Source organism: Streptomyces sp. HUAS 15-9 (assembly GCF_025642155.1).
Lineage (GTDB): Bacteria > Actinomycetota > Actinomycetes > Streptomycetales > Streptomycetaceae > Streptomyces.
The window spans coordinates 5051389-5077109 of the sequence record NZ_CP106798.1; the positions used below are offsets into that span (position 1 = coordinate 5051389).

The following is a 25721-nucleotide window of genomic DNA, read 5'->3' on the forward strand; positions in this document are numbered from 1 at the left end:
GCCTAACGACATGGGACTCGAAGAAAAGCTGCCGAGCGGTTTCCTGCTGACCACCGTCGAGCAGGCCGCGGGCTGGGTGCGCAAGGCGTCCGTCTTCCCCGCCACGTTCGGCCTCGCCTGTTGCGCCATCGAGATGATGACGACCGGCGCCGGCCGCTACGACCTGGCGCGCTTCGGCATGGAGGTCTTCCGCGGCTCACCGCGGCAGGCGGACCTGATGATCGTCGCGGGCCGGGTGAGCCAGAAGATGGCGCCGGTACTGAGGCAGGTCTACGACCAGATGCCCAACCCGAAATGGGTGATCTCCATGGGCGTCTGCGCCTCCTCGGGCGGCATGTTCAACAACTACGCCATCGTCCAGGGCGTCGACCACATCGTCCCGGTCGACATCTATCTGCCCGGCTGTCCGCCCCGGCCCGAGATGCTGATGGACGCGATCCTCAAGCTCCACCAGAAGATCCAGTCCTCCAAGCTCGGTGTGAACGCCGAGGAAGCGGCCCGTGAGGCGGAGGAGGCCGCGCTCAAGGCGCTGCCCACGATCGAGATGAAGGGGCTGCTGCGGTGAGTGACGCGAACGGCACCGACGGTTCTCCGAACGGCGTGAACCCCGACAAGGACCTCGCCGCCGACAACCTCCCCGGCCAGCGCGGCCAGGGCGGCGAGGAGATCCGCGTCCAGCGCGGCATGTTCGGCGCCCGCAACGGCGGCGACACCTCCGGATACGGCGGTCTCGTCCGCTCGGTCCGGCTCCCGGGACCGGCGAACCGCCCCTACGGCGGCTGGTTCGACGAGGTCGCCGACGAGCTGGAGGGCGCCCTGGAGGAACAGGGACTCGTCCCCGAGAACGCCATCGAGAAGACGGTCGTCGACCGCGACGAGCTCACCTTCCACATCGAGCGCGAGCACCTCGTCCGGGTCGCCCAGACCCTGCGCGACGACCCGGCCCTGCGCTTCGAGCTCTGCACCGGCGTCAGCGGTGTCCACTACCCGCACGACAAGGGCCGCGAGCTGCACGCCGTCTACCACCTGCGCTCGATCACCCACAACCGGCTGGTCCGGCTGGAGGTCAGCGCCCCGGACGGCGACCCGCACATCCCGTCCCTGGTCTCCGTGTACCCGACCAACGACTGGCACGAGCGCGAGACCTACGACTTCTTCGGGATCGTCTTCGACGGTCACCCGGCCCTGACGCGGATCATGATGCCGGACGACTGGCAGGGCCATCCGCAGCGCAAGGACTACCCCCTCGGCGGCATCCCCGTCGAGTACAAGGGCGCCCAGATCCCGGCTCCGGACCAGCGGAGGTCGTACTCGTGAGCACGCAGTCAGCATCCGCGGCCTCGGCCGCCACGGCACGCGAGACCACCGAGGGCACCGTATATACGGTCACCGGTGGCGACTGGGACGAGATCGTCCAGTCCGCGGCCCGCGCCGACGACGAGCGCATCGTCGTCAATATGGGTCCCCAGCACCCGTCCACCCATGGAGTGCTCCGTCTGATCCTGGAGATCGAGGGCGAGACGGTCACCGAGGCCCGCTGCGGCATCGGCTATCTCCACACGGGCATCGAGAAGAACCTCGAGTTCCGCACGTGGACGCAGGGCACCACGTTCGTGACGCGCATGGACTACCTGACGTCCTTCTTCAACGAGACCGCCTACTGTCTCGCCGTCGAGAAGCTCCTCGGCATCGAGGACGACATCACCGAGCGCGCCAAGATCATCCGGGTGCTCCTGATGGAGCTGAACCGGTTGTCCTCCCACCTGGTGTGCATCGCCACCGGCGGCATGGAGCTCGGCGCCACCACGATCATGATCTACGGATTCCGTGATCGTGAAATGATTCTCGACATCTACGAGCTGGTCACGGGCCTGCGCATGAACCACGCGTACATCCGGCCCGGCGGACTCGCCCAGGACCTGCCGCCCGGCGCGGTGGACCACATCCGCGAGTTCGTGAAGAAGATGAAGAAGAACCTCCCGGAGTACGACAAGCTCGCCACCGGGAACCCCATCTTCAAGGCCCGTATGCAGGACGTCGGCTATCTCGACCTGGCCGGCTGCATGGCGCTCGGCGCCACCGGCCCGATCCTGCGCTCCACCGGCCTGCCGCACGACCTGCGCAAGACCCAGCCCTACTGCGGATACGAGACCTACGACTTCGAGGTCCCGACCGCGGACTCCTGCGACTCCTACGGACGCTTCCTGATCCGCCTGGAGGAGATGCGCCAGTCGCTCCACATCGTCGAGCAGTGCCTGGACCGGCTGCAGCCCGGACCGGTCATGGTCGCCGACAAGAAGATCGCCTGGCCCGCCCAGCTCGCCCTGGGACCGGACGGACTGGGCAACTCCCTCGACCACATCAAGAAGATCATGGGCACCTCCATGGAGGCCCTGATCCACCACTTCAAGCTGGTCACCGAGGGCTTCCGCGTACCGCCGGGACAGGCGTACGCGGCAGTCGAGTCGCCCAAGGGCGAGCTCGGGGTGCACGTCGTGTCCGACGGCGGCACCCGCCCCTACCGGGTCCACTTCCGGGACCCGTCCTTCACCAACCTGCAGGCCATGGCGGCCATGTGCGAAGGCGGCCAGGTCGCCGACGTCATCGTCGCCGTCGCATCCATCGACCCCGTGATGGGAGGCGTCGACCGGTGAGCACGAGTTCTTCGGAGCGGGGCGTCAGCCTGGGTATGCCCGAGCTGCCCGCACCCGCCTACCCGGACGACGTCCGAGCCCGGCTGGAGGGGGACGCGCGCGAGGTCATCGCGCGCTACCCCGACTCCCGGTCCGCGCTCCTGCCGTTGCTGCACCTCGTGCAGTCGGAGGATGGCCATGTCACGCGCACCGGGATGCAGTTCTGCGCGGACATGCTGGACCTGACCACGGCGGAGGTCAGCGCGGTCGCCACCTTCTACACCATGTACCGGCGCAAGCCGGGCGGCGACTACCAGGTGGGCGTCTGCACCAACACGCTGTGTGCGGTGATGGGCGGCGACGCGATCTTCGAGTCCCTCCAGGAGCACCTGGACCTCGGCAACGGCGAGACCACCGACGACGGCAAGGTCACCCTGGAGCACATCGAGTGCAACGCGGCCTGCGACTTCGCGCCGGTCGTGATGGTCAACTGGGAGTTCTTCGACAACCAGACCCCCGCGAGCGCACGGCAACTGGTCGACGACCTGCGCGAGGGACGCCCCGTCGAGCCCACGCGCGGGGCGCGCCTTTGCACCTTCAAGGAGACCTCCCGCATCCTGGCCGGCTTCCCCGACGAGCGGCCCGGGGCCGTCGAGGAGAGCGTCGGTGCCGGCCCCGCCTCACTGGTGGGCCTTCGCCTGGCAAAGGGAGAAACCGCACCCGCGCGGGTGGTGCATCCGCGGGACGGCGGACCGCACGACGAGCCGCAGGACACACCGGCCGCCGACCCGGACCACCCGGCAGGGCCTACCGCCGAGGAGGGGGAGTGATGACCGTGGCAGCCGCTCTCAAGGACACCAGCCCCGAGAAGCTGCTCGCACCCGTGCTGTCGGCCTTCTGGGACGAGGACAGGTCCTGGACGCTGGACGTCTACCGGAGGCACGAAGGGTACGAGGGGCTGCGCAAGGCGCTCGCCATGTCGCCGGACGACCTGATCGCGTACGTCAAGGACTCCGGTCTGCGCGGGCGCGGCGGCGCGGGATTCCCGACCGGAATGAAATGGCAGTTCATTCCGCAGGGTGATGGAAAACCGCACTATCTAGTTGTCAACGCCGACGAATCGGAGCCCGGAACCTGCAAGGACATCCCGCTCCTCTTCGCGAACCCGCACAGCCTCATCGAGGGCATTGTGATCGCGTGCTATGCCATCAGGTCGTCGCATGCCTTCATCTATCTGCGGGGTGAAGTCGTCCCCGTTCTGCGGCGGTTGCACGAGGCCGTGCGCGAGGCCTACGAGGCGGGCTACCTCGGCGAGAACATCCTGGGCAGCGGACTGAACCTCCAGCTCACCGTGCACGCCGGCGCCGGTGCGTACATCTGCGGTGAGGAGACCGCACTGCTCGACTCGCTCGAAGGCCGCCGTGGTCAACCGCGGCTCCGTCCCCCCTTCCCTGCCGTCGAGGGCCTCTATGCGTGCCCGACTGTTGTGAACAACGTCGAGTCCATCGCATCGGTTCCCGCCATCCTGAAAAACGGCAAGGAATGGTTCAGGTCGATGGGCAGCGAGAAGTCACCCGGCTTCACGCTCTACTCGCTCAGCGGCCACGTCGCCAGCCCCGGCCAGTACGAGGCGCCGCTCGGCATCACGCTCCGCCAGCTCCTCGAGATGAGCGGCGGGATGCGCCCCGGGCACCGGCTCAAGTTCTGGACGCCGGGCGGCTCCTCGACGCCGATGTTCACCGACGAGCACCTCGACGTCCCGCTCGACTACGAAGGCGTGAGCGCCGCGGGTTCCATGCTCGGCACGAAGGCCCTGCAGTGCTTCGACGAGACCACCTGCGTCGTGCGCGCCGTGACCCGCTGGACCGAGTTCTACGCCCACGAGTCCTGCGGCAAGTGCACACCCTGCCGCGAAGGCACGTACTGGCTCGTGCAGTTGATGCGCGACATGGAGGCCGGCAAGGGCGCCATGGCCGACCTCGACAAGCTCTACGACATCGCCGACAACATCAACGGCAAGGCCTTCTGCGCCCTCGGCGACGGTGCGGCCATGCCGATCTTCTCCTCGCTCAAGTACTTCCGCGAGGAGTACGAGCAGCACATCACGGGCCGGGGCTGCCCCTTCGACCCGGCAAAGACGACGGCCTGGGCAGATCGCCCGGAGGTGAACGCATGACCGTGACCACCAGCACTCCCACGGGAGGGGGAGAGGCGGCGGTCCCGCCGGAGGACCTCGTCACGCTGACGATCGACGGCATGGAGATCAGCGTGCCCAAGGGCACCCTGGTCATCCGGGCCTCCGAGCAGCTCGGCATCGAGATCCCCCGCTTCTGCGACCACCCCCTCCTCGACCCGGTCGGCGCCTGCCGCCAGTGCATCGTCGAAGTCGAGGGCCAGCGCAAGCCCATGGCGTCCTGCACGATCACATGTACGGACGGAATGGTGGTGAGGACTCAACTCACCTCGCAGGTCGCCGAGAAGGCGCAGCACGGTGTGATGGAGTTCCTCCTCATCAACCACCCGCTGGACTGCCCGGTCTGCGACAAGGGCGGCGAGTGCCCGCTGCAGAACCAGGCGATGTCGCACGGCAACGCCGAATCCCGTTTCGACGGCCAGAAGCGGACGTACGAGAAGCCCGTCCCGATCTCCACCCAGGTGCTGCTCGACCGCGAGCGGTGCGTGCTGTGCGCCCGCTGCACCCGGTTCTCCAACCAGATCGCGGGCGACCCGATGATCGAGCTGCTGGAGCGGGGCGCGCTGCAGCAGGTCGGCACCGGCGAGGGCGACCCGTTCGAGTCGTACTTCTCCGGGAACACCATCCAGATCTGCCCGGTCGGCGCGCTGACGTCGGCGGCGTACCGCTTCCGCGCCCGCCCCTTCGACCTCGTCTCCTCGCCCTCCGTGTGCGAGCACTGCTCCGGCGGCTGCGCCACCCGCACCGACCACCGGCGCGGCAAGGTCATGCGGCGGCTCGCCGCCAACGACCCCGAGGTCAACGAGGAGTGGATGTGCGACAAGGGGCGCTTCGCGTTCCGGTACGCGCAGCTGAAGGACCGGCTGGACACGCCCCTGGTGCGCAACGCCGAGGGTGAGCTCGAAGCGGCGTCCTGGCCGGAGGCGCTGCAGATCGCCGCGCAGGGACTGCTGGCCTCGCGCGGCAGGACCGGTGTCCTGACCGGCGGGCGGCTGACCGTCGAGGACGCCTACGCCTACAGCAAGTTCGCGCGCGTGGCCCTCGACACGAACGACATCGACTTCCGCGCGCGCGTGCACAGCGGCGAGGAGGCCGACTTCCTGGCCGCCCGGGTCGCCGGACACGGCCGCGACCTCGACGGTACGGGCGTCACGTACACCTCCCTGGAGAAGGCGCCCGCCGTCCTGCTCGTCGGGTTCGAGTCCGAGGAGGAGGCGCCCGGCGTCTTCCTGCGGCTGCGCAAGGCGTGGCGGGGACACAAGCAGAAGGTGTTCTCGCTGGCCACGCACGCCACCCGGGGCCTGGAGAAGGCGGGCGGCACGCTGCTGCCGGCCGCTCCCGGCACCGAGACCGAGTGGCTGGACGCCCTCGCGAGCGGGGTCGGCCTGGAGGAGCCGGGGACGAAGGCGGCCGAGGCGCTGCGCGCCGAGGGCTCGGTGATCGTCGTCGGTGAGCGGCTGGCCGCGGTCGCCGGTGGCCTCACCGCCGCCGTACGGGCCGCTGCCGCGACCGGCGCCCAGCTGGTGTGGATCCCGCGCCGGGCCGGAGAGCGCGGCGCGATCGAGGCGGGCGCGCTGCCGTCGCTGCTGCCGGGCGGACGTCCGGCCACCGACCCCCGCGCGCGTGAGGAGGTCGCCGCGGCCTGGGGAGTCGCCGAACTCCCGCTCCGCTACGGCCGGGACACCGACCAGATCATCGAGGCCGCCGCGAGCGGTGAGCTCCAGGCGCTGCTGGTCGCCGGTGTGGAGGTCGCCGACCTGCCCGATCCTGCACGCGCGCGTGAGGCGCTGTCCGAGGTCGGCTTCGTGGTGTCGCTGGAGCAGCGGCCCGGCGAGGTCACCGAGCTCGCCGACGTCGTGTTCCCGGTCGCCGCGGTCGCCGAGAAGGCGGGCACCTTCCTCAACTGGGAGGGCCGGGCCCGCCTCTTCGAGGCAGCGCTCAAGCCCGACCAGATGACCCGCCGGCTGCCGCCGGCCGACGCGCGCGTCCTGCAGATGCTGGCCGACGCCATGGACGTCCACCTGGGGCTGCCGGACCTGCGCACCGCGCGCGCGGAGCTGGACCGGCTCGGCCCCTGGGACGGACCGCGGGCCTCGGACCCGCTGGAGACGGGAGTCGCGCTGCCGCGTCCGGCCGCCGGAGAGGCCGTTCTCGCCGGGCACCGGCTGCTGCTCGACCAGGGCGTCCTCCAGGAGGGCGACGAGGCGCTCGCCGGAACCCGGCACGCGGCACGCGCGCGTCTGTCGGCGGCGACGGCCGCCGAGGCGGGTGTCGCGGACGGCGACAGCCTGGTCGTGACCGGACCTTCGGGTGCGGTCGAACTCCCGCTGCAGATCACTGAGATGCCGGACCGCGTGGTCTGGCTCCCGCTGAACTCCGCGGGCGGAGGCGTCGCCTCCGACACCGGGGCGCTGCCCGGCGCCCTTGTCCGCATCGGTCCGGCGGCCACCGCCGGTGAGGCCCCCAAGGAGGTGGAGGGATGAGCCCGTACCTCGCCGCTGAAGACCTCTCGATGTTCGGCCACGACCCCTGGTGGCTGGTCGTCGTCAAGGCCGTCTTCTGCTTCGCCTTCCTGATGGTGACCGTGCTGTTCTCCATCGTCTGGGAGCGCAAGGTCGTCGCCTGGATGCAGCTGCGCATCGGCCCCAACCGGCACGGCCCCTGGGGCATGCTCCAGTCGCTCGCCGACGGCGTCAAGCTGATGCTCAAGGAAGACCTCATCGTCAAGCGCGCGGACAAGGTGGTCTACATCCTCGCGCCGATCGTCGCGGCCATCCCGGCCTTCATGGCGATCGCGGTGATCCCCTTCGGACCGGCCGACAACGAGATCTCGATCTTCGGTACGCGCACCACGATGCAGCTCACCGACCTGCCGATCGCGATGCTCTACATCCTCGCGGTCGCCTCGGTCGGCATCTACGGCATCGTGCTGGCGGGGTGGAGTTCCGGATCCACCTATCCGCTGCTCGGCGGCCTCCGCTCCTGCGCGCAGATGATCTCGTACGAGATCGCCATGGGCGCCGCGTTCGCCTCCGTGTTCCTCTACTCCGGGTCGATGTCGACGTCGACGATCGTCGCGCAGCAGCAGAACCGCTGGTACATCTTGCTGCTGCCGGTCTCCTTCGTCCTCTACATCGTCACGATGGTCGGCGAGACCAACCGCGCCCCCTTCGACATGCCGGAGTCCGAGGGCGACCTGGTCGGCGGCTTCAACACCGAGTACTCGTCGATCAAGTTCGCGCTGTTCATGCTCGCCGAGTACGTGAACATGGTGACGGTGTCGGCCGTGTCGACCACGCTCTTCCTCGGCGGCTGGCGGGCGCCCTGGCCGATCAGCGGCTTCTGGGAGGGCGCTAACCACGGCTGGTGGCCGATGCTCTGGTTCACCATCAAGGTCCAGCTGCTGCTCTTCTTCTTCATCTGGCTGCGCGGCACGCTTCCCCGTGTCCGCTACGACCAGCTGATGAAGCTCGGCTGGAAGGTCCTCATCCCGGTCTCCGTGACCTGGCTGATGCTCGTAGCGACCATGCGGACCCTGCGCAACGAGCACTACGACTTCGCCGACATCGCGCTCTACGTCGGCGGTGGTGTCCTGACCCTGCTGCTCCTGACCTTCGTCGCCGACATGTTCCGCGAGAAGGCGAAGAAGGCCGAGGCGCCCGCCGCGGAGCAGGCCGGGTTCGACCCGGCGGCCGGCGGATTCCCCGTACCGCCGCTGCCCGGACAGCAGCTGCCGCCTGTGGCCCGGCGCCGCCCGCGATGGGGGTCCCCCCGCGCGAGCGAATTCGAGCGTGGGGGAGAGCGGGAGCTGATTGTCAGTGGTGGGTCGGACACTGTCAGTGACGGATCTTCGGATGGAAAGGAGGCGTCCGATGGCTGAGGAGCCCAAAGAGACCAAGCCTGGTTTCCTGAACCCCGTGGCCGGCTTCGGCGTGACCTTCAAGGCCATGTTCAAGAAGCGGCTGACCGAGCAGTACCCGGAACAGAAGAAGACCACGGCTCCGCGGTTCCACGGACGGCACCAGCTCAACCGCCATCCGGACGGCCTGGAGAAGTGCATCGGCTGCGAGCTGTGCGCCTGGGCCTGCCCCGCCGACGCCATCTATGTGGAGGGCGCCGACAACACGGACGAGGAACGCTACTCGCCCGGCGAGCGGTACGGCCGCGTCTACCAGATCAACTACGCCCGCTGCATCCTGTGCGGACTGTGCATCGAGGCGTGCCCCACGCGCGCGCTGACGATGACCAACCAGTTCGAGCTGGCGGACTCCAGCCGCGCCAACCTCATCTACACCAAGGAGCAGCTGCTCGCCGGCCTCGACGAGAACATGGTCGACACGCCCCACGCGATCTTCCCGGGGATGGACGAGCAGGACTACTACCGGGGTCTTGTCACCGAGGCGGCGCCCGGGACGGTGCGTCAGGTCGCCGTCTCCAAGGGAGAGCAGCCGGAAGAACAGGGGGCCGACACATGAGCGCGCAGCTCGCCGCCTACACCACCTCCACCGGCGAGGCCTTCCAGTTCTGGGTCCTCGGCACCATCGCCGTGATCGGCGCCCTGTGCACCGTCTTCATGAAGAAGGCCGTGCACAGCGCGCTCTGCCTCGCCGGGACCATGATCGTCCTGGCGGTGTTCTACCTCGCCAACGGCGCCTACTTCCTGGGCGTCGTGCAGATCGTCGTCTACACGGGCGCGATCATGATGCTCTTCCTGTTCGTGGTGATGCTCGTCGGTGTGACCGCGGCGGACTCACTGAAGGAGACCATCAAGGGTCAGCGCTGGCTGGCCCTCGCGTGTGGGGCCGGCTTCGGCATCCTGCTTCTCGCGGGCATCGGGAACGCCTCCCTGAAGGAGTTCGACGGCACCGGCAAGGCGAACGCGAACGGCAATGTGGAGGGCCTCGCGGCCCTCATCTTCACCAAGTACGTGTTCGCCTTCGAAATCACCGGCGCCCTGCTCATCACGGCTGTCGTCGGCGCCATGGTGCTCACGCACCGCGAGCGCACCGAGCGGGCCAAGACACAGCGCGAGCTGTCCGAGCAGCGTGTCCGCGAGGGCAAGAACGTGCCGCCGCTGCCCGCCCCCGGTGTGTACGCCCGGCACAACGCCGTGGACATCGCGGGCCTGCTGCCCGACGGCACTCCCTCCGAGCTCACGGTCAGCAAGACGCTGCGCGAGCGTGGCCAGATCCGTGACGTGTCGACCGAGGCGCTCAACGACCTGCGGGCCCTGGAGCAGCGCGCCGAGGAACGGCTGGAGCGCACCGAGATCGAGCCGGCGAACTTCAAGCGGGCCGAGGAGGCGTCGAAGTGAACCCCGTCAACTACCTCTATCTGTCCGCCCTGTTGTTCACGATCGGCGCCACCGGCGTGCTGATCAGACGCAACGCGATCGTCGTGTTCATGTGCATCGAGCTGATGCTCAACGCCTGCAACCTCGCGTTCGTCGTCTTCTCCCGGATGCACGGCAATCTCGACGGTCAGATCATCGCCTTCTTCACGATGGTCGTCGCCGCCGCGGAGGTCGTGGTCGGGCTCGCGATCATCGTGTCGCTGTTCCGTACCCGCCACTCGGCCTCGGTCGACGACGCCAGCCTGATGAAGCTGTAGGGGGTCGCTGAATCGTGGAGAACCTGATTGCGCTGCTGATCGCGGCGCCCCTGCTCGGAGCGGCCGTCCTGCTGGTCGGTGGCCGGCGGCTTGACGCCGTCGGCCAATGGATCGGCACGCTCCTGTCCTTCACCTCCTTCGCGTTCGGCGTGATCCTGTTCGCCGATCTGCTGGGCAAGGGCGCCGAGCACCGCACACTCACCCAGCACCTGTGGACGTGGATCTCCGTCGGCAGCTTCCAGGCGGACGTCACCTTCCGCCTCGACCAGCTGTCGATGACGTTCGTCCTGCTGATCACCGGTGTGGGCTCGCTGATCCACCTGTACTCGGTCGGGTACATGGAGCACGACGAGCGCCGCCGCCGCTTCTTCGGCTATCTGAACCTGTTCCTCGCGGCGATGCTGCTGCTCGTCCTCGCCGACAACTACCTGCTGCTCTACGTCGGCTGGGAGGGCGTCGGTCTCGCCTCGTACCTGCTGATCGGCTTCTGGCAGCACAAGCCGAGTGCCGCGACGGCCGCGAAGAAGGCCTTCCTGGTCAACCGTGTCGGCGACATGGGCCTGTCGATCGCGATCATGCTGATGTTCACGACGTTCGGGTCCTTCGCCTTCGGGCCGGTCTTCAGTCACGTCGGAGACGCCTCCGAGGGCAAGCTCACGGCCATCGGCCTGATGCTGCTGCTCGCCGCCTGCGGCAAGTCCGCCCAGGTGCCGCTGCAGTCCTGGCTCGGGGACGCGATGGAGGGCCCGACCCCGGTCTCGGCCCTCATCCACGCCGCGACGATGGTGACCGCGGGCGTCTACCTGATCGTCCGCTCCGCCACGATCTTCAACGCCGCCCCCGACGCGCAGCTCGCGGTCACCGTGGTCGGCGCGGTCACGCTCCTGTTCGGTGCGATCGTCGGTTGCGCGAAGGACGACATCAAGAAGGCGCTGGCCGGCTCGACCATGTCGCAGATCGGCTACATGGTGCTGGCCGCGGGCCTCGGTCCCATCGGCTACGTCTTCGCGATCATGCACCTGGTGACGCACGGCTTCTTCAAGGCCGGGCTGTTCCTCGGCGCCGGTTCGGTCATGCACGGCATGAACGACGAGGTCGACATGAGGAAGTACGGCGGCCTGCGCAAGTACATGCCGGTCACCTTCGTCACCTTCGGCCTCGGCTACCTGGCCATCATCGGCTTCCCGTTCCTGTCCGGCTTCTACTCCAAGGACGCGATCATCGAGGCGGCCTTCGCCAAGGGCGGCACCCAGGGCTGGATCCTGGGCAGCGTGGCCCTGCTGGGCGCGGCCATCACCGCGTTCTACATGACGCGCGTGATGCTGATGACGTTCTTCGGCGAGCAGCGCTGGCAGCCCGACGAGAACGGCCACGAGCCGCACCCGCACGAGTCGCCGAAGGTCATGACGATCCCGATGATCGTGCTGGCCGTCGGCTCGGTCTTCGGCGGTTTCTACTTCCACCTCGGCGACCGCTTCCTGCACTGGCTGGAGCCGGTCACCGGACACAGCGAGGGGAACTCGCCGGTCAGCGCCATGACGGTCACCGCTGCCACCCTGGTGTGCCTGGTCGTCGGTGTCGGCATCGCCTACGCGCAGTACGGCCGCAGGCCCGTTCCTGCTGTCGCCCCGCGCGGGTCGCTGCTCACCCGGGCCGCCCGGCGCGACCTGCTCCAGGACGACTTCAACCATGTCGTCCTGGTGCGCGGCGGCGAGCACCTCACCCGCTCCCTGGTGTACGTCGACCACACCCTGGTCGACGGGGTCGTCAACGGCACGGCGGCCGGTTTCGGCGGCCTGTCGGGGCGGCTGCGCAAGGTCCAGAACGGCTTCGCGCGGTCCTACGCGGTCTCGATGTTCGGCGGTGCGGCACTCCTGGTCGCCGCGACCCTGCTGATGAGGGCGGTCTGATACCGATGTCCTTTCCTCTGCTGACAGCGACGGCGGCGCTCCCGGCCGTCGGGGCGGTCGCCACGGCCGCCGTACCGGCCGCGCGGCGCACCGCCGCCAAGTGGCTGGCATTGCTGGTCTCGCTCGCCACCCTCGCCCTCGCGATCGTCGTCCTGGTCCGCTTCGACCCGGACGGCGCCCGCTTCCAGCTCACCGAATCCCATGCCTGGATCAAGGACTTCGGGGTGAGGTACGAGCTGGGGGTGGACGGCATCGGGGTCGCCCTCGTCGCGCTGACCGCCCTGCTGATCCCGTTCATCGTCCTCGCGGGCTGGCACGACGCGGACCCGCTGGAGACCGGAAGCCGCCGCTGGCGGCCGACGCAGGGCTTCTTCGCGATGATCCTGGCCGTCGAGGCGATGGTGATCATCTCGTTCGAGGCCACCGACGTCTTCCTCTTCTACATCTTCTTCGAAGCCATGCTCATCCCGATGTACTTCCTCATCGGCGGCTTCGGGGACCGTGCCCATGAGCACGGCGAGGAGGTGGCCTCGACCCAGCGGTCGTACGCGGCCGTGAAGTTCCTGCTGTACAACCTGGCCGGCGGTCTGATCATGCTGGCCGCGGTGATCGGGCTGTACGTGGTCGCCGGGAACTTCAGCCTCCCGGAGATCGCGCAGGCGCGGGCCAACGGCTCGCTGCACATGGCGACCAACACCGAACGCTGGCTGTTCCTGGGCTTCTTCTTCGCCTTCGCGGTGAAGGCGCCCCTGTGGCCGCTGCACACCTGGCTGCCCAACGCCATGGGGGAGGCCACCGCTCCGGTCGCCGTCCTCATCACGGCGGTCATCGACAAGGTGGGCACCTTCGCGATGCTCCGCTTCTGCCTCCAGCTGTTCCCGGAGGCGAGCAAGTGGGCGACACCCGCGATCCTCGTACTGGCGCTGATCAGCATCCTCTACGGGGCACTGCTCGCGGTCGGTCAGCGGGACATCAAGCGGCTGGTGGCGTACGCGTCGATCTCGCACTTCGGCTTCATCATCATGGGCATCTTCGCGATGACCACCCAGGGCCAGTCCGGTGCCACGCTCTACATGGTCAACCACGGGCTCTCCACGGCCGCGCTGCTGTTGGTCGCCGGATTCCTGATCTCCCGGCGCGGCTCGCGGCTCATCGCCGACTACGGCGGAGTGCAGAAGGTCGCTCCGGTGCTCGCCGGCACGTTCCTGATCGGCGGCCTCGCGACGCTGTCCCTGCCGGGGCTGGCGCCGTTCGTGAGCGAGTTCCTGGTCCTGGTCGGCACCTTCACGCGGTACCCGGTGATCGGCATCATCGCCACCTTCGGCATCGTCCTCGCGGCCCTGTACACCCTCGTCCTCTACCAGCGGACGATGACGGGCCCGGTGAAGCCGGCGGTCTCCGCGATGCCCGACCTCCGGGTACGTGAACTCCTGGTCGTGGGCCCGCTGGTGGTGCTGCTGATCTTCCTGGGCGTCTACCCGAAGCCCGTTACCGACATCGTCAACCCGGCGGTCAAGCAGACCCTGTCGGACGTACACAAGACCGACCCCAAGCCCGAGGTGGAGGCCGCCAAGTGAGCGCAGCAGCCGTCCACAGCCTGTGGACAACCGCGGCCGAACCGATCGCGAAGATCGAGACGCCGAAGATCGAATACGGTCAATTGTCGCCCACCCTGATCGTCGTCGGCGCGGCCGTCGTCGGGGTGCTCATCGAGGCGTTCGTACCGCGCAAGTCCCGGTACTACGCCCAGGTGTTCGTGTCCGTCGTCGCGCTGTGCGCCGCCTTCGCGGCGGTCGTCGCGCTCGCGGCCGACGGATACGGCACGACCAAGGCGCACATCGCCGCCATGGGGGCGATCGCGGTCGACGGGCCGTCCCTGTTCCTGCAGGGCACGATCCTGCTGACCGCTCTGGTGGCGCTGTTCACCTTCGCAGAACGGCGCCTGGACCCGGCGGCGCACGGCAACCGGGTCGACTCGTTCGCGGCGCAGGCCGCGTCCGTGCCGGGCAGCGACAGCGAGAAGGCGGCGGTCAAGGCGGGCTTCACCACCACAGAGGTCTTCCCGCTCCTCCTCTTCGCCGTCTCCGGCATGCTGGTGTTCCCCTCGGCCAACGACCTGCTGACGCTGTTCGTGGCCCTGGAGGTCTTCTCCCTCCCGCTGTACCTGATGTGCGCGCTGGCCCGCCGCAAGCGGCTGATGTCGCAGGAGGCCGCGGTCAAGTACTTCCTGCTCGGCGCGTTCGCCTCGGCGTTCACGCTGTTCGGCATCGCGCTGCTGTACGGCTACGCGGGCTCGGTGTCGTACGCGACGATCTCGCAGGTCGTGGACGGCACCATCACTAATGTCGACCCGGCGCTCGCCAACACCATGGGCAACGACGCGCTGCTGCTGATCGGTACCGGCCTGGTGGTGATGGGCCTGCTGTTCAAGGTGGGCGCGGTGCCGTTCCACATGTGGACGCCCGACGTCTACCAGGGCGCCCCGACCCCCGTGACCGGCTTCATGGCGGCGGCGACGAAGGTCGCGGCGTTCGGCGCGCTGCTGCGGCTGCTGTACGTCGTCCTGCCCGGTCTGCGCTGGGACTGGCGGCCGGTCATGTGGGCCGTCGCCGTCCTGACCATGCTGGGCGGTGCGATCGTCGCGATCACCCAGACCGACATCAAGCGGCTGCTGGCCTACTCGTCGATCGCGCACGCGGGATTCATCCTCGCGGGTGTCATCGCGACCTCGAAGAACGGCGTCTCGTCCGTCCTCTTCTACCTGGCCGCGTACTCCTTCGTGACGATCGGCGCGTTCGCGGTGGTCACCCTGGTGCGCGACGCGGGCGGCGAGGCGACGCACCTGTCGAAGTGGGCCGGTCTCGGCCGGCGCTCGCCACTGGTCGCGGCCGTGTTCGCGGTGTTCCTGCTGGCCTTCGCCGGTATCCCGCTGACCTCGGGCTTCGCCGGTAAGTTCGCGGTGTTCAAGGCGGCGGCGGAGGGCGGGGCCGCGCCGCTCGTCGTGATCGGTGTGATCTCCTCGGCGATCGCGGCGTTCTTCTACATCCGCGTGATCGTGCTGATGTTCTTCAGCGAGCCGAGGCCGGAGGGGCCGACGGTCGCCGTGCCGTCGCCGCTCACCATGGCGGCGATCGGCATGGGCGTGGCGGTGACCCTGGTCCTCGGTGTGGCACCGCAGTACTTCCTGAACCTGGCGAGCCAGGCGAGCGTGTTCGTGCGCTGAGCCGCCCCGGTCGGAACAGGAACGGCCCGGCACCCCCTCACGGGTGCCGGGCCGTTCGCCGCGCGCCGCGGTCACCTCGTGCAACGAGCCGACCACACGACGGAGCGGACGGAAACCTGTGGATAACTCCGGTGCTGTCGGTGCGGAGCCCTATCGTTGAGGCAGTGGTCGACGGACGACGTACGGGGGACACGACGATGGGTGGGACGGGCGGGATCAGCGAGATGCCAGGGGCGACCGACAGCGAGGCGCTGGCCACACTCCACCGGGTCTTCGGGTACGAGGCCTTCCGCGGTGAGCAGAAAGAGGTCATCGAGCATGTGGTGTCCGGTGGCGACGCCGTCGTCCTCATGCCGACCGGCGGCGGAAAGTCGCTGTGCTATCAGATCCCCGCCCTGGTCAGACCCGGTACGGGCGTCGTGGTCTCCCCGCTGATCGCGCTGATGCAGGACCAGGTCGACGCGCTGCGGGCGCTCGGTGTGAACGCCGGGTTCATCAACTCCACCCAGGACTTCGACGAGCGGCGCGTGGTCGAGGCGGAGTTCCTGGCGGGCGAGCTGGACCTGCTGTACCTGGCGCCCGAGCGGCTGCGCCTGGACTCCACCCTGGACCTGCTGTCCCGGGGCAAGGTCGCGGTGTTCGCGATCGACGAGGCGCACTGCGTCTCCCAGTGGGGCCACGACTTCCGCCCCGACTACCTGGCCCTGTCCGTCCTGGGCGAGCGCTGGCCGGACGTCCCGCGGATCGCGCTCACGGCGACGGCCACCCGGACGACGCACGAGGAGATCACACAGCGCCTGGGTATGCCGACGGCCCGCCACTTCGTGGCGAGCTTCGACCGGCCCAACATCCAGTACCGCATCGTGCCCAAGGCCGACCCCAAGAAGCAGCTGCTCGCCTTCCTGCGGCAGGAGCACACGGGCGACGCGGGCATCGTGTACTGCCTCTCGCGGAACTCGGTGGAGAAGACCGCCGAGTATCTGAGCCGCAACGGCGTGGAGGCGGTGCCCTACCACGCCGGCCTGGACGCGGGTACACGCGCGGCGCACCAGTCCCGGTTCCTGCGCGAGGACGGCCTGGTCGTGGTGGCGACCATCGCCTTCGGCATGGGCATCGACAAGCCGGACGTACGGTTCGTCGCCCACCTCGACCTGCCCAAGTCGATCGAGGGCTACTACCAGGAGACGGGCCGCGCCGGCCGTGACGGACTGCCCTCCACGGCCTGGATGGCCTACGGCCTCAACGATGTCATACAGCAGCGCAAGCTGATCCAGTCCGGCGAGGGCGACGAGGCCTTCCGCCGCCGGGCGGCCGCCCACCTCGACTCGATGCTCGCGCTCTGCGAGACGGCCGGCTGCCGTCGCGGCCAGCTGCTTGCCTACTTCGGCCAGGACCCCGAACCCGCGGGCTGCGGCAACTGCGACACCTGCCTGACCCCTCCGGAGACCTGGGACGGCACGATCGCCGCGCAGAAGGTGCTGTCGACGGTGGTCAGACTGCAGCGGGAGCGGGGACAGAAGTTCGGCGCCGTGCAGATCGTGGACATCCTGCTCGGGAAGCGCACCGGCAAGGTGATCCAGTTCGACCACGACCAGCTGTCCGTCTTCGGCATCGGCGAGGACCTGGCCGAGGGCGAATGGCGGGGCGTCGTCCGGCAGTTGCTGGCACAGGGGCTGCTCGCGGTCGAGGGGGAGTACGGCACGCTGGTCCTCACCGAGACGAGCGGGGCGGTGCTGCGGCGGGAGCGGGAGGTGCCGCTGCGCAAGGAGCCCAAGAAGCCGGCCGCCGCGCGCACCACGTCGTCCTCGTCCGGCCGGGGTGAGCGCAAGCCCAAGGCCGCCGTGGCCGAGCTGCCCGACGAGCTGCTGCCCGCCTTCGAGGCGCTGCGTGCCTGGCGCGCCGAACAGGCCCGTGAGCAGGGCGTTCCGGCGTACGTCATCTTCCACGACGCCACGCTCCGGGAGATCGTCAGCCGTCGGCCCGGCTCGGTGGCCGAGCTGGGCACGGTCAATGGTGTCGGGGAGAAGAAGCTGGCGACGTACGGGGAGGGCGTGCTCGGGGTGCTGGCCTCCATGGACGGCCCGGCCGAAGCCACCGCCGCATCCCCGGCCGCCACCGCACCGGCGACCGCCCACGCCCCGGACGAGGACTGGCCCGAGATGGACATGGAGCCGGAGCGCGAGGACTGGATCTAGCTCGGATCAGGACAGCGCCGTGAGACCCGGAGCGAACGTGATCAGCAACGGGAGGAGCGGGACCAGCGTGGCCACCGTCGTCGTGAGCGCCCGCTGGCTGCGCAGCAGCCGCGGTGGGGGCTTCAGGAGGCGGTCGACGCGCTCGCCCAACAGGCGGTGGCTGGAGGCGCAGGACAGGACGCCGCGGTGCTGGTTCAGCTCGATCAGGGCCAGGGCCGTGGTGAGGTGGCCGCAGCGGCGGGACGCCGTGTCGTCGGCGGCCAGTTCGACCAGGCGGTGGGTCTGGTCGCAGAAGTGGGCGAAGAGCGGGACGCGCGGGAAGCCGGTGGCCAGCGCGGTGGAGAGGTGCAGCAGCCAGTCGTGATGGGCGCGGGCATGACCGCGCTCATGGGTCAGGACGGCGTCCAGCTGATGGTCGGTGAGCCGTTGCAGGGCCCCGGTGGTGACGACCAGTTGGGGCGGGTGCCCGGGCATCCACCAGGCGTCCGGGTACTCGTCCTCGAGCACCAGCATGGGCCCGCGCGCGGGCGGCAGCCCCGCGGGCAGGTCGGGGGCGCGTTCGCGCAGGTGTGCCCGGGCCAGTCCGCGCCGCCTGCGGGCGTCGGCGAGTTCACGGGCGAGCATCGCCGTCGTCCACGCGGCGCCGCAGGCCAGCAGCACGGTGAGCGCGACGGCCCAGACCGGGGCGACCGAGAGGTCGTACGCGGCGGTGACGGCGGGCGGCGCGGGTGCGAAGACCCGGTCGCGCACGGTGTGGAAGACGGCCGTGGTCCCCAGCATCAGCGCGGCCAGGCAGCACAGCAGCACGGTGGCGACCAGGCACTGCCACACCCACAGCCCGACCACCGGTTCCCGCTCGGGCCACACGGCCCGGGTCAGTGCGCGCGGCGCCGGTACGGCCGCCATCAGGGCGACGACACTCAGCAGGAGCAGACAGACGGTCATGCCAGGGGCTCCGGTTTCTGGTCGGAGACAGGGGCAGGTGGCGGGTGGCCGGGGTGGTGCGGCGGCTCGTACGGCGGAGGGCGCGGCCGTACGTCGGTGATGCGGCGGGTGGCGCGACAGGCACACGATCGCCGTACCGCTGTCGTACGCCGGGTTGTGCTGTGCCCCGACAGTATGACGGTGACGGCCCCCCGGAGTCAGGAGTCGACAGCTATCCGCCACCCCGGATTCCCCCGCCACCGCACCCGGGCTTCCGCCGGCCGCCGCGCCGCCGCCTCCGGACTTCCACCTGCCCCCGTGCCACCGTCCCTTGCTCCCGCAACGCCCCTCGCACAGCGCTCAGAACCTCCACCTCGTCCGCCCCCATGGTCCGCGCCTCCGCAACGAACCTCCTGGTCAGCGAGGCGAGTTCGAGCCGGGGCCGCTCCCCGGGGCGGCGGCGTCAGCGCGTCGCCGGCCAGTACCCCGGGGGAACTTGTGTCAACTGCTCGCTACAACGCGCCCGCCGACCTCGCCCAGGCCCACCCGGAGGCCGCCCGCGCCCGGTGCCCATGCCGACAGTGTCACCACGTCGCCGTCCTCCAGGAATGTGCGCTTTCCGTCCGGCAGTTCGAGGGGGTCCCGGCCGTTCCAGGTCAGCTCCAGGAGTGAGCCGCGCTCGCGCTCCACCGGACCGCTCACGGTTCCCGAGCCGTACAGGTCACCGGTTCGCAGCGAGGCCCCGTTCACCGTCATGTGCGCCAACTGCTGCGCGGCGGTCCAGTACATGGTGGAGAACGGCGGCTCGGACACCACGTGACCGTTGATCGCGACGGAGATCCGCAGGTCGTAGCCGCCGGGCTCCACCGCTTCGGCACAGTCGTCCAGATACGGCAGCAGCGGGTATGTCCGCTCGGGCGGCGCCACCCGTGCCTCGTCCAGCGCCTCCAGCGGGGTGATCCACGCCGACACCGACGTGGCGAAGGACTTGCCGAGGAACGGTCCGAGGGGGACGTACTCCCAGGCCTGGATGTCCCGTGCCGACCAGTCGTTCAGCAGGCACAGTCCGAAGACGTGCTCCCGGAAGTCGCCCAGTGCCACCGGCCTGCCCCTCTCCGACGGCACGCCCACCACGAAGCCGACCTCGGCCTCGATGTCCAGCCGGACGGACGGACCGAAGACGGGCGCCGGGTCGTTCGGCGACTTGCGCTGACCGGAGGGCCGTACGACATCCGTCCCCGACACCACGACCGTGCCGGAGCGGCCGTGGTAGCCGATCGGCAGGTGCTTCCAGTTGGGGGTCAGCGATTCCTCGGCGTCGGGGCGGAAGATCTGCCCCACGTTCCGGGCGTGGTTCTCGGAGGCGTAGAAGTCGACGTAGTCGGCGACCTGGAAGGGCAGATGCAGAGTCACCGACGACAGGGGGTGGAACAGCGGTTCGATCGTCTCGCGGTGCGAGGGCACCGTGACCCATGCCGTCAGCGCGCGCCGGACGTCCGACCACGCCGTGCGGCCGGCGGCCAGCAGCGGGTTGAGGGTCGGCTGCGCGAGCAGGGAGGCGTACGGGGAACCGAGGGCGTGCGCCGCCGCGCCGGCGTCGAGTACGTGGTCGCCGAGCCGGACTCCGACGGTCCGCTCCTGGCTGCCGGCGGGCGAGAACACGCCATACGGAAGGTTGTGCGGACCGAAGGGGTCGCCCTCGGGGACGTCGAAGGGGGGCATGGGGGTCTGCCTCGCTCTCATCCGTGCCATGCATGGCCATACGTTCCATGTGGTCGCGCCACACGTTACGGGGGCGTACCCGTCTTCGGCAGTGTCTAAAGAGTTCGCAATGTCCGAATAGGCCTTGTCGGAGGGGCCAATTCCGGCTTAGCGTCCTTTGGGGACACGGACGGGGTCGATCCGGTCCGTAGGGGGACACGTGGGGGGACCCGTGGCCAGGAATGCCGTCAGCGTGCCTTTCGAGGCGGACCGTAGTGTGCCGGGCCTGATCGTCAAGTTCGGCGACTACCCGCTGCACCACGGTGGCGTCGGCGCGATCCGCAGCCTGGGCCGTCTGGGTGTCCCCATGTACGCGATCACCGAGGACCGTTACACCCCTGCGGCCTCCTCCCGGTATCTCAAACGCGCGTTCGTGTGGCCGACGAGCGGTGCCGAGGAGCCGGAGCACCTCGTGGAGGGGCTGCTCCGCATCGGCGCCCGCATCGGCCGCCCCAGCGTGCTCATCCCCACCGACGAAGAGGCCGCCGTCCTGATCGCCGAGCACCAGGACGCGCTCAAGGACACTTTCCTCTTTCCGCCCGTCGACCCCGGCCTGCCGCGCCGCCTGGCCAGCAAGCAGGGGCTGCACGAACTGTGCGTGGAACACGGCATCCCCAGCCCGACGGCGTCCTTCCCGCAGTCGTACGACGAGATCGCGGACTTCGCCGAGAAGGCCCGCTTCCCGGTGGTGGCCAAGAACCGGGAGGCCTTCGTACGGCGCAAACGGCCCGCCGTGAACGGCACCACGCGGATCGCCACCCGCGAGGGCCTGCTCACGCTCGCCCGCGACTGGGGCGAACACCCCGGAGTGATTCTTCAGGAGTACCTGCCGAGGGAGGAGGCCGAGGACTGGATCGTGCACGCCTGCTTCGACGCCGACTCGGCCCCGCTCGCCATGTTCACCGGCGTCAAGGTGCGCTCATGGCCGCCGCACGCGGGCATGACGGCGAACGCCTATGTCGTCGACAACCCGGAACTCGCGGACCTTGCCACGCGTTTCATCAAGCAGATCGGCTTCAGCGGCATCATCGACCTCGACCTGCGCTTCGACCGCCGCGACGGACAGTACAAACTCCTCGACTTCAACCCGCGCATGGGCGCCCAGTTCCGTCTCTTCGAGAACGAGTCGGGAGTCGACGTCGTACGCGCCATGCATCTGCATCTGACCGGGCGCACCGTCCCGGAGGGGGAACAGCGCGCCGGCCACCGGTACATCGTGGAGAACATCGACCTGCCCGCCCTCCTCGCCTACCGCCGCAGCGGCTATACGACGCCGCACGCGCCGGCGCGGGCGAGCGGGACGGAGCTGGCCTGGCTCGCGGGTGACGACCCGCTGCCCTTCTTCACGATGCTCGCCCGCTTCGTGCGACCGGGCGCGAAGCATCTGTATCAGCTGTGGCGTACCAACCGCCGTGGCAGTACGACCGGTTCGGGCAGCTAGACGTTCCTCGTCCCGACTGTGCGAACCGGACCACGAAGTGACGAAAAGACGTCCTGGGGAGGGACTTCGTGATTCAACCGGTAGCAGTCCTCGGTGCCGGACCGTTCGGCCTGTCCACCGCCGCCCATCTGCGGGCGCGCGGCATCCCCGTGCGCGCCTTCGGCGATCCCATGGTGAGCTGGCGTGACCACATGCCCGCCGGAATGTTCCTCAAGTCGACCCCGGTAGCCTCCAGCATCGACTGCCCCCAGCGGGGCCACACTCTTGCCGACTACTGCGACGCGGCGGGCATCCGCCGGCTGGTGACCGACGAGGACATCATCCCGGTCGAGACCTTCATCTCCTACGGCGAGTGGTTCCAGCGCACTCTCCTGCCCGAACTGGAGCGGGTGCGGGTGCTCTCCGTGGACCGTGGGACGGGCGGTGGCTTCCAACTCGAGCTGGACTCGGGGGAGTCGTTCGCGGCCCGCGCGGTCGTGGTCGCGACCGGACTGTCCGGCCTGGCCCACTTCCCGGCGGAGCTGGCGAAGGCGGCGGCGGACGGACCCGCCCCCACGGGCCCGGTGTCCCACAGCTCGCAGCATCACGACCTCAGCCCCTTCAAGGGCAAGGAGCTGATCGTCATCGGCGCGGGCCAGTCCGCGCTGGAGACGGCCGCCCTGGCGGCGGAGGCGGGCGCACAGGTGCGGGTGGTCGCCTGCGGCCACGGCACGGTCGCCTTCGGCGCCCCGCCCTGGAAGCAGCCGAAGCTGCGCCCGGAGTCCCCCTTCGGCCGGGCCTGGTCCCTGTGGGCCCTCAGCTACTACCCCCACCCCTACCGCTATCTCCCGGCGCAGGCCCGCCACTATCTGGTCCGCCGGGTCCTCGGCCCGCTCGGCGCGTGGTGGCTGCGTGACCGCTTCGAGGGCAAGGTGCAGGTCGAGGAGGTCGAGCGGGTGGTCGGCGCGGACGTCTCCGACGGCAGCCCGGTCCTCACGGTCCGCACCCATGCCGGCGCCACCCGCGGGCTCACCGCCGACCATGTCATCGCGGCCACCGGCTACCGCGTGGACATCGCGGCCATGGACTTCCTCGGCCATGAGCTCCGCAGTCGGCTCGCGGTCAGCCGCGGCACCCCCAAGCTCGGTGCCGGCTTTGTCTCCTCTGTCCCCGGCCTCTACTTCACCGGCCTGCCGGCCGCCGGGTCCTACGGCCCGGTGATGCGCTTCGTCTGCGGCACCGAGTTCGCCTCCCCACGGCTGGCGAAGCACCTGGCGGCGGCCCACGGCTGAGCGCGGCGGCGGACGGCAGCGGCGGACGGCAGGGACGGCCGGCTACCCCTCCCCGGCCGTCCGCTGCCACGCCAGGAACTCCTCGATCAGCTCTGGGGGGTTGGCCGCCTCGGTGGCCTCGATCTCCCATTCGGGGCAGTCCATGTCGAAGACGACGACGGGCAGCGGACGGCCGAAGAGCCGCTCGATGTCCCCGCTTTCGTGCAGATGGCGGGCCAGATCGATACAGGCGTCGGCGAAGTGCAGGCCGAGCAGATCGCGCTTGGCCTCGATGTCGCCCGCTTCGTCGTCGTCCCGGTCCCCCTCGTCGTCGTCCCGGTCACCGTCGAACCACAGGCCGAGTTCCTTGACCTCCTCGACGTACAGCGGTGCGCCGACCGGGTCCTCGGGGACGTTGCCGAGCATCTCGAATCCGTCCAGGAGCCAGCACGCGTAGTGCCAGCGGGCCTCACCGGGGTCCCCGTGGCGCTTCTCCAGCTCGCACTGGGTCTCGGTGTTGTAGCCGATGGCCACATAGGGGTGGCGCTCGTCGTAGTCGATGCGCCAGATACGGAAGGAGAGGGCGTAGATCTCGGGCCTCGACTCCTCGGGAAAGCGCGCGAGAACGGCGGGCGCCGCCTCGCGCAGATACCTCCGGAAGACGTCCCGCCGGTCCGTCACCACATCCGCCCCCGTTTCCTCGGCTCCCTCGGCGCGGTGACAGCAACCTAACGCGCACCACTGACGACGGGCGGTGGCAGCATCTCCGCGCGGACCCCGTGGGGTTGAGAACAACGGCTGGGACAGGGATGAGTCGCGGCGGCATGTTGTCCGTATTCTCTGATCATGGCCGCTCCCCCCGCTTATTCACTCGTCGCCACCGATCTGGACGGGACGCTGCTCCGCGGCGACGACACCCTCTCCGACCGCTCCCGCGCGGCGCTCGCGCGGACGGTGGGGGCCGGTGCGCAGCACCTCGTGGTGACGGGGCGCCCGGCGCCGAGAGTACGGCCGCTGCTCGATGAACTCGGCAGCAGGGGGCTCGCGGTGTGCGGACAGGGCGCGCAGTTGTACGACGCCGGCGCGGACCGTCTGCTGTGGTCGGTCACCCTGGACCCGGAGTTGGCCGAGACCGCGCTCGGCAAGATCGAGGCCGAGGTGGGTCAGGTGTACGCGGCCGTCGACCAGGACGGGGTGGACGGGCTCACGCTCATCGAGCCGGGGTATCTGATGCCGCACCCCACCCTGCCCGCCGTACGGGTCCAGCGGCGCGACGATCTGTGGTGCGAACCCATCAGCAAGGTCCTGCTCCGCCATCACGCGCTGTCCGACGACGAGTTGGCGGCGACTGCCCGTGATGTCGTGGGTTCGCTGGCGACGGTCACCATGTCCGGGCCGGGGACCGTCGAACTCCAGCCGTGCGGCATCACGAAGGCGACCGGTCTGGCGCTGGCCGCCGAACACCTGGGGCTGAGCGCCCGGCGGGCCATCGCCTTCGGGGACATGCCCAACGACATCCCGATGTTCGACTGGGCCGCCCGCGGTGTGGCGATGGCCAACGCCCATCCCGAACTCAAGGCGGTGGCCGACGAGATCACCTTGTCGAACGAGGACGACGGCATCGCCGTCGTCCTCGAAAGACTCTTCGCGTAGCTCTCCCGTTTCGGGGGGGCCGCCGGTACTCCCCGAAACGTCCGTCAGTACGCGCCGAAGACGTTGTCCATCGAGCCGTACCGCGCGGCCGCGTAGTTGCAGGCGGCGGTGATGTTGGCGACCGGGTCGTAGATGTCGAACGACGTCCCGACCACGTGGTACGCGTTGAACGTCGGGTCGATGACCTGGAGCAGGCCCTTGGACGGGATGCCCTTGGCCGCGTTGGAGTCCCACAGGTTGATGGCCCGCGGGTTGCCCGACGACTCACGCATGATGTTGCGGTAGATGCCGTTGTACGAGCCCGGAATGTGCCGTTCCTTCATGATGGCGAGGGACTCACGGATCCAGCCGTCGAGGTTGTTCGGGTAGCCGGCCAGGGTCGTCTCGGCCGTGGCGGCCGCGGCGGGCGTGGCGGCGGGGGCGGCCGAGGCCGTGGTCGCGCCGATGAGCGGGAGGGCGAGCACCGCGGCGCCGGTGCCGACGACGGCGAGCTTGCGGACGAGGCGGTTGGTGCGGCGGGGCTGAGCGGCAGCGAACATGGGGGACTTCCTCTCCGTCGCCTGCGAGGTGAGCTGTCGGGTTCGGGCGGGGAGGTGCCCGGCCGTGCCGCCCTGAGGCTGCGCGACTTCACCCCGAGCCGTTCCGTGCGACGTGTGTCGTCCGGTCCGGCGGTCTACCTGGGTCCCCCGCTCCTGCCTACGCGAATGAGTTCGTCGATGGGTTACGTCGGGCGGCGGCAGGATTCGGCGTTCCGCCTGACTGGCCCGGAAGCTATGCGAGAGCACATGTCGGGAACAAGTACCTGATTCACAGAACGCACCGATTGACCTTGGTGTGAGGCGTATGGGGCACTTGATCCTTTGCGGTTGCACAGCCTCAACTGGCCGGTGGGAAAAGGGCAAACGGGTGTTTGGGTGGATGTGAGCC

The 25721-nt window shown here is 69.4% G+C and carries 21 protein-coding genes and 1 riboswitch; of the genes, 17 read left to right on the plus strand and 4 right to left on the minus strand.

Annotation, left to right across the window (positions count from 1 at the left end; genetic code table 11):
• Positions 1-10 precede the first annotated feature (10 nt).
• From N8I87_RS23365 to recQ, 14 genes are all read left to right on the plus strand, one after another.
• Positions 11-565, plus strand: coding sequence for a NuoB/complex I 20 kDa subunit family protein (locus N8I87_RS23365; RefSeq protein WP_007383964.1), 555 nt, complete (start codon positions 11-13; stop codon positions 563-565).
• The gene (locus N8I87_RS23370) at positions 562-1317 is read left to right on the plus strand and encodes an NADH-quinone oxidoreductase subunit C (RefSeq protein WP_263211434.1); all 756 of its coding nucleotides are present in this window, start codon (positions 562-564) and stop codon (positions 1315-1317) included. The genes N8I87_RS23365 and N8I87_RS23370 overlap by 4 nt, the downstream gene beginning before the upstream one ends.
• Positions 1314-2654 (plus strand): NADH-quinone oxidoreductase subunit D, encoded by a 1341-nt coding sequence (locus N8I87_RS23375; RefSeq protein ID WP_263211436.1) that lies wholly within the window; start codon positions 1314-1316, stop codon positions 2652-2654. Before N8I87_RS23370 ends, N8I87_RS23375 begins: the two co-directional genes overlap by 4 nt.
• Complete coding sequence (gene nuoE, locus N8I87_RS23380; protein ID WP_263211438.1) at positions 2651-3463, plus strand: NADH-quinone oxidoreductase subunit NuoE; 813 nt, start codon at positions 2651-2653, stop codon at positions 3461-3463. Before N8I87_RS23375 ends, nuoE begins: the two co-directional genes overlap by 4 nt.
• Positions 3460-4809, plus strand: a complete 1350-nt coding sequence (gene nuoF, locus N8I87_RS23385; protein WP_263211440.1) for an NADH-quinone oxidoreductase subunit NuoF — start codon at positions 3460-3462, stop codon at positions 4807-4809. The genes nuoE and nuoF overlap by 4 nt, the downstream gene beginning before the upstream one ends.
• A complete protein-coding gene (locus N8I87_RS23390; RefSeq protein ID WP_263211442.1) occupies positions 4806-7310 on the plus strand; it encodes an NADH-quinone oxidoreductase subunit G in 2505 nt (834 codons plus the stop codon). Before nuoF ends, N8I87_RS23390 begins: the two co-directional genes overlap by 4 nt.
• A complete protein-coding gene (nuoH, locus tag N8I87_RS23395; protein WP_263211443.1) occupies positions 7307-8707 on the plus strand; it encodes an NADH-quinone oxidoreductase subunit NuoH in 1401 nt (466 codons plus the stop codon). The genes N8I87_RS23390 and nuoH overlap by 4 nt, the downstream gene beginning before the upstream one ends.
• Positions 8700-9302, plus strand: coding sequence for an NADH-quinone oxidoreductase subunit NuoI (gene nuoI / locus N8I87_RS23400; protein WP_263211445.1), 603 nt, complete (start codon positions 8700-8702; stop codon positions 9300-9302). The genes nuoH and nuoI overlap by 8 nt, the downstream gene beginning before the upstream one ends.
• Entirely contained in the window at positions 9299-10141 is an 843-nt protein-coding gene (locus N8I87_RS23405) for an NADH-quinone oxidoreductase subunit J (protein ID WP_263211447.1), read from the plus strand. Before nuoI ends, N8I87_RS23405 begins: the two co-directional genes overlap by 4 nt.
• Positions 10138-10437, plus strand: coding sequence for an NADH-quinone oxidoreductase subunit NuoK (gene nuoK / locus N8I87_RS23410; protein WP_066995480.1), 300 nt, complete (start codon positions 10138-10140; stop codon positions 10435-10437). Before N8I87_RS23405 ends, nuoK begins: the two co-directional genes overlap by 4 nt.
• 14 nt (positions 10438-10451) lie before the next feature.
• Complete coding sequence (gene nuoL / locus N8I87_RS23415) at positions 10452-12347, plus strand: NADH-quinone oxidoreductase subunit L (protein WP_263211450.1); 1896 nt, start codon at positions 10452-10454, stop codon at positions 12345-12347.
• A 5-nt stretch (positions 12348-12352) separates the two neighbouring features.
• On the plus strand, positions 12353-13924 hold the full coding sequence (locus tag N8I87_RS23420) for an NADH-quinone oxidoreductase subunit M (RefSeq protein ID WP_263211452.1): 1572 nt from the start codon (positions 12353-12355) through the stop codon (positions 13922-13924).
• Positions 13921-15570: an NADH-quinone oxidoreductase subunit NuoN gene (gene nuoN, locus N8I87_RS23425; RefSeq protein WP_263211454.1), complete on the plus strand. Its 1650-nt coding sequence runs from the start codon at positions 13921-13923 to the stop codon at positions 15568-15570. The genes N8I87_RS23420 and nuoN overlap by 4 nt, the downstream gene beginning before the upstream one ends.
• A 197-nt stretch (positions 15571-15767) precedes the next feature.
• On the plus strand, positions 15768-17765 hold the full coding sequence (gene recQ / locus N8I87_RS23430; RefSeq protein ID WP_263216613.1) for a DNA helicase RecQ: 1998 nt from the start codon (positions 15768-15770) through the stop codon (positions 17763-17765).
• 6 nt (positions 17766-17771) lie between these two features.
• Here the strand turns inward: recQ and N8I87_RS23435 are convergent, their stop codons facing one another.
• Together N8I87_RS23435 and fahA are read right to left on the minus strand one after the other, a co-directional pair.
• The gene (locus N8I87_RS23435; protein WP_263211455.1) at positions 17772-18710 is read right to left on the minus strand and encodes a M56 family metallopeptidase; all 939 of its coding nucleotides are present in this window, start codon (positions 18708-18710) and stop codon (positions 17772-17774) included.
• A gap of 480 nt (positions 18711-19190) precedes the next feature.
• Entirely contained in the window at positions 19191-20411 is a 1221-nt protein-coding gene (gene fahA, locus N8I87_RS23440) for a fumarylacetoacetase (protein ID WP_263211456.1), read from the minus strand.
• Positions 20412-20643: 232 nt separating this feature from the next.
• Here fahA and N8I87_RS23445 point away from each other — a divergent pair, with 232 nt between their 5' ends.
• Positions 20644-21891: a carboxylate--amine ligase gene (locus tag N8I87_RS23445; protein WP_263211457.1), complete on the plus strand. Its 1248-nt coding sequence runs from the start codon at positions 20644-20646 to the stop codon at positions 21889-21891.
• A gap of 68 nt (positions 21892-21959) precedes the next feature.
• Positions 21960-23162, plus strand: a complete 1203-nt coding sequence (locus tag N8I87_RS23450; protein ID WP_263211458.1) for an FAD-dependent oxidoreductase — start codon at positions 21960-21962, stop codon at positions 23160-23162.
• A 42-nt stretch (positions 23163-23204) separates the two neighbouring features.
• On the opposite strand, the gene N8I87_RS23455 is transcribed toward N8I87_RS23450, so the two are convergent.
• Positions 23205-23825, minus strand: a complete 621-nt coding sequence (locus tag N8I87_RS23455; protein ID WP_263211459.1) for a hypothetical protein — start codon at positions 23823-23825, stop codon at positions 23205-23207.
• Positions 23826-23987: 162 nt separating this feature from the next.
• Here N8I87_RS23455 and N8I87_RS23460 point away from each other — a divergent pair, with 162 nt between their 5' ends.
• The gene (locus N8I87_RS23460) at positions 23988-24794 is read left to right on the plus strand and encodes an HAD family hydrolase (RefSeq protein WP_263211461.1); all 807 of its coding nucleotides are present in this window, start codon (positions 23988-23990) and stop codon (positions 24792-24794) included.
• 44 nt (positions 24795-24838) lie between these two features.
• Here N8I87_RS23460 and N8I87_RS23465 read toward each other — a convergent pair whose 3' ends face one another.
• On the minus strand, positions 24839-25333 hold the full coding sequence (locus tag N8I87_RS23465; RefSeq protein WP_263211463.1) for a transglycosylase SLT domain-containing protein: 495 nt from the start codon (positions 25331-25333) through the stop codon (positions 24839-24841).
• A 5-nt stretch (positions 25334-25338) separates the two neighbouring features.
• Positions 25339-25520: riboswitch (cyclic di-AMP (ydaO/yuaA leader) on the minus strand.
• Positions 25521-25721 lie beyond the last annotated feature (201 nt).

Coding starts and splice junctions, on each gene's coding strand:
- N8I87_RS23460 (WP_263211461.1), top strand. CDS start 23,988: ATGGCCGCTCCCCCCGCTTATTCACTCGTCGCCACCGATCTGGACGGG.
- N8I87_RS23405 (WP_263211447.1), top strand. CDS start 9,299: ATGAGCGCGCAGCTCGCCGCCTACACCACCTCCACCGGCGAGGCCTTC.
- N8I87_RS23435 (WP_263211455.1), bottom strand. CDS start 18,710: ATGACCGTCTGTCTGCTCCTGCTGAGTGTCGTCGCCCTGATGGCGGCC.
- nuoI (WP_263211445.1), top strand. CDS start 8,700: ATGGCTGAGGAGCCCAAAGAGACCAAGCCTGGTTTCCTGAACCCCGTG.
- fahA (WP_263211456.1), bottom strand. CDS start 20,411: ATGCCCCCCTTCGACGTCCCCGAGGGCGACCCCTTCGGTCCGCACAAC.
- N8I87_RS23365 (WP_007383964.1), top strand. CDS start 11: ATGGGACTCGAAGAAAAGCTGCCGAGCGGTTTCCTGCTGACCACCGTC.
- nuoH (WP_263211443.1), top strand. CDS start 7,307: ATGAGCCCGTACCTCGCCGCTGAAGACCTCTCGATGTTCGGCCACGAC.
- N8I87_RS23390 (WP_263211442.1), top strand. CDS start 4,806: ATGACCGTGACCACCAGCACTCCCACGGGAGGGGGAGAGGCGGCGGTC.
- N8I87_RS23420 (WP_263211452.1), top strand. CDS start 12,353: ATGTCCTTTCCTCTGCTGACAGCGACGGCGGCGCTCCCGGCCGTCGGG.
- N8I87_RS23465 (WP_263211463.1), bottom strand. CDS start 25,333: ATGTTCGCTGCCGCTCAGCCCCGCCGCACCAACCGCCTCGTCCGCAAG.
- recQ (WP_263216613.1), top strand. CDS start 15,768: ATGGGTGGGACGGGCGGGATCAGCGAGATGCCAGGGGCGACCGACAGC.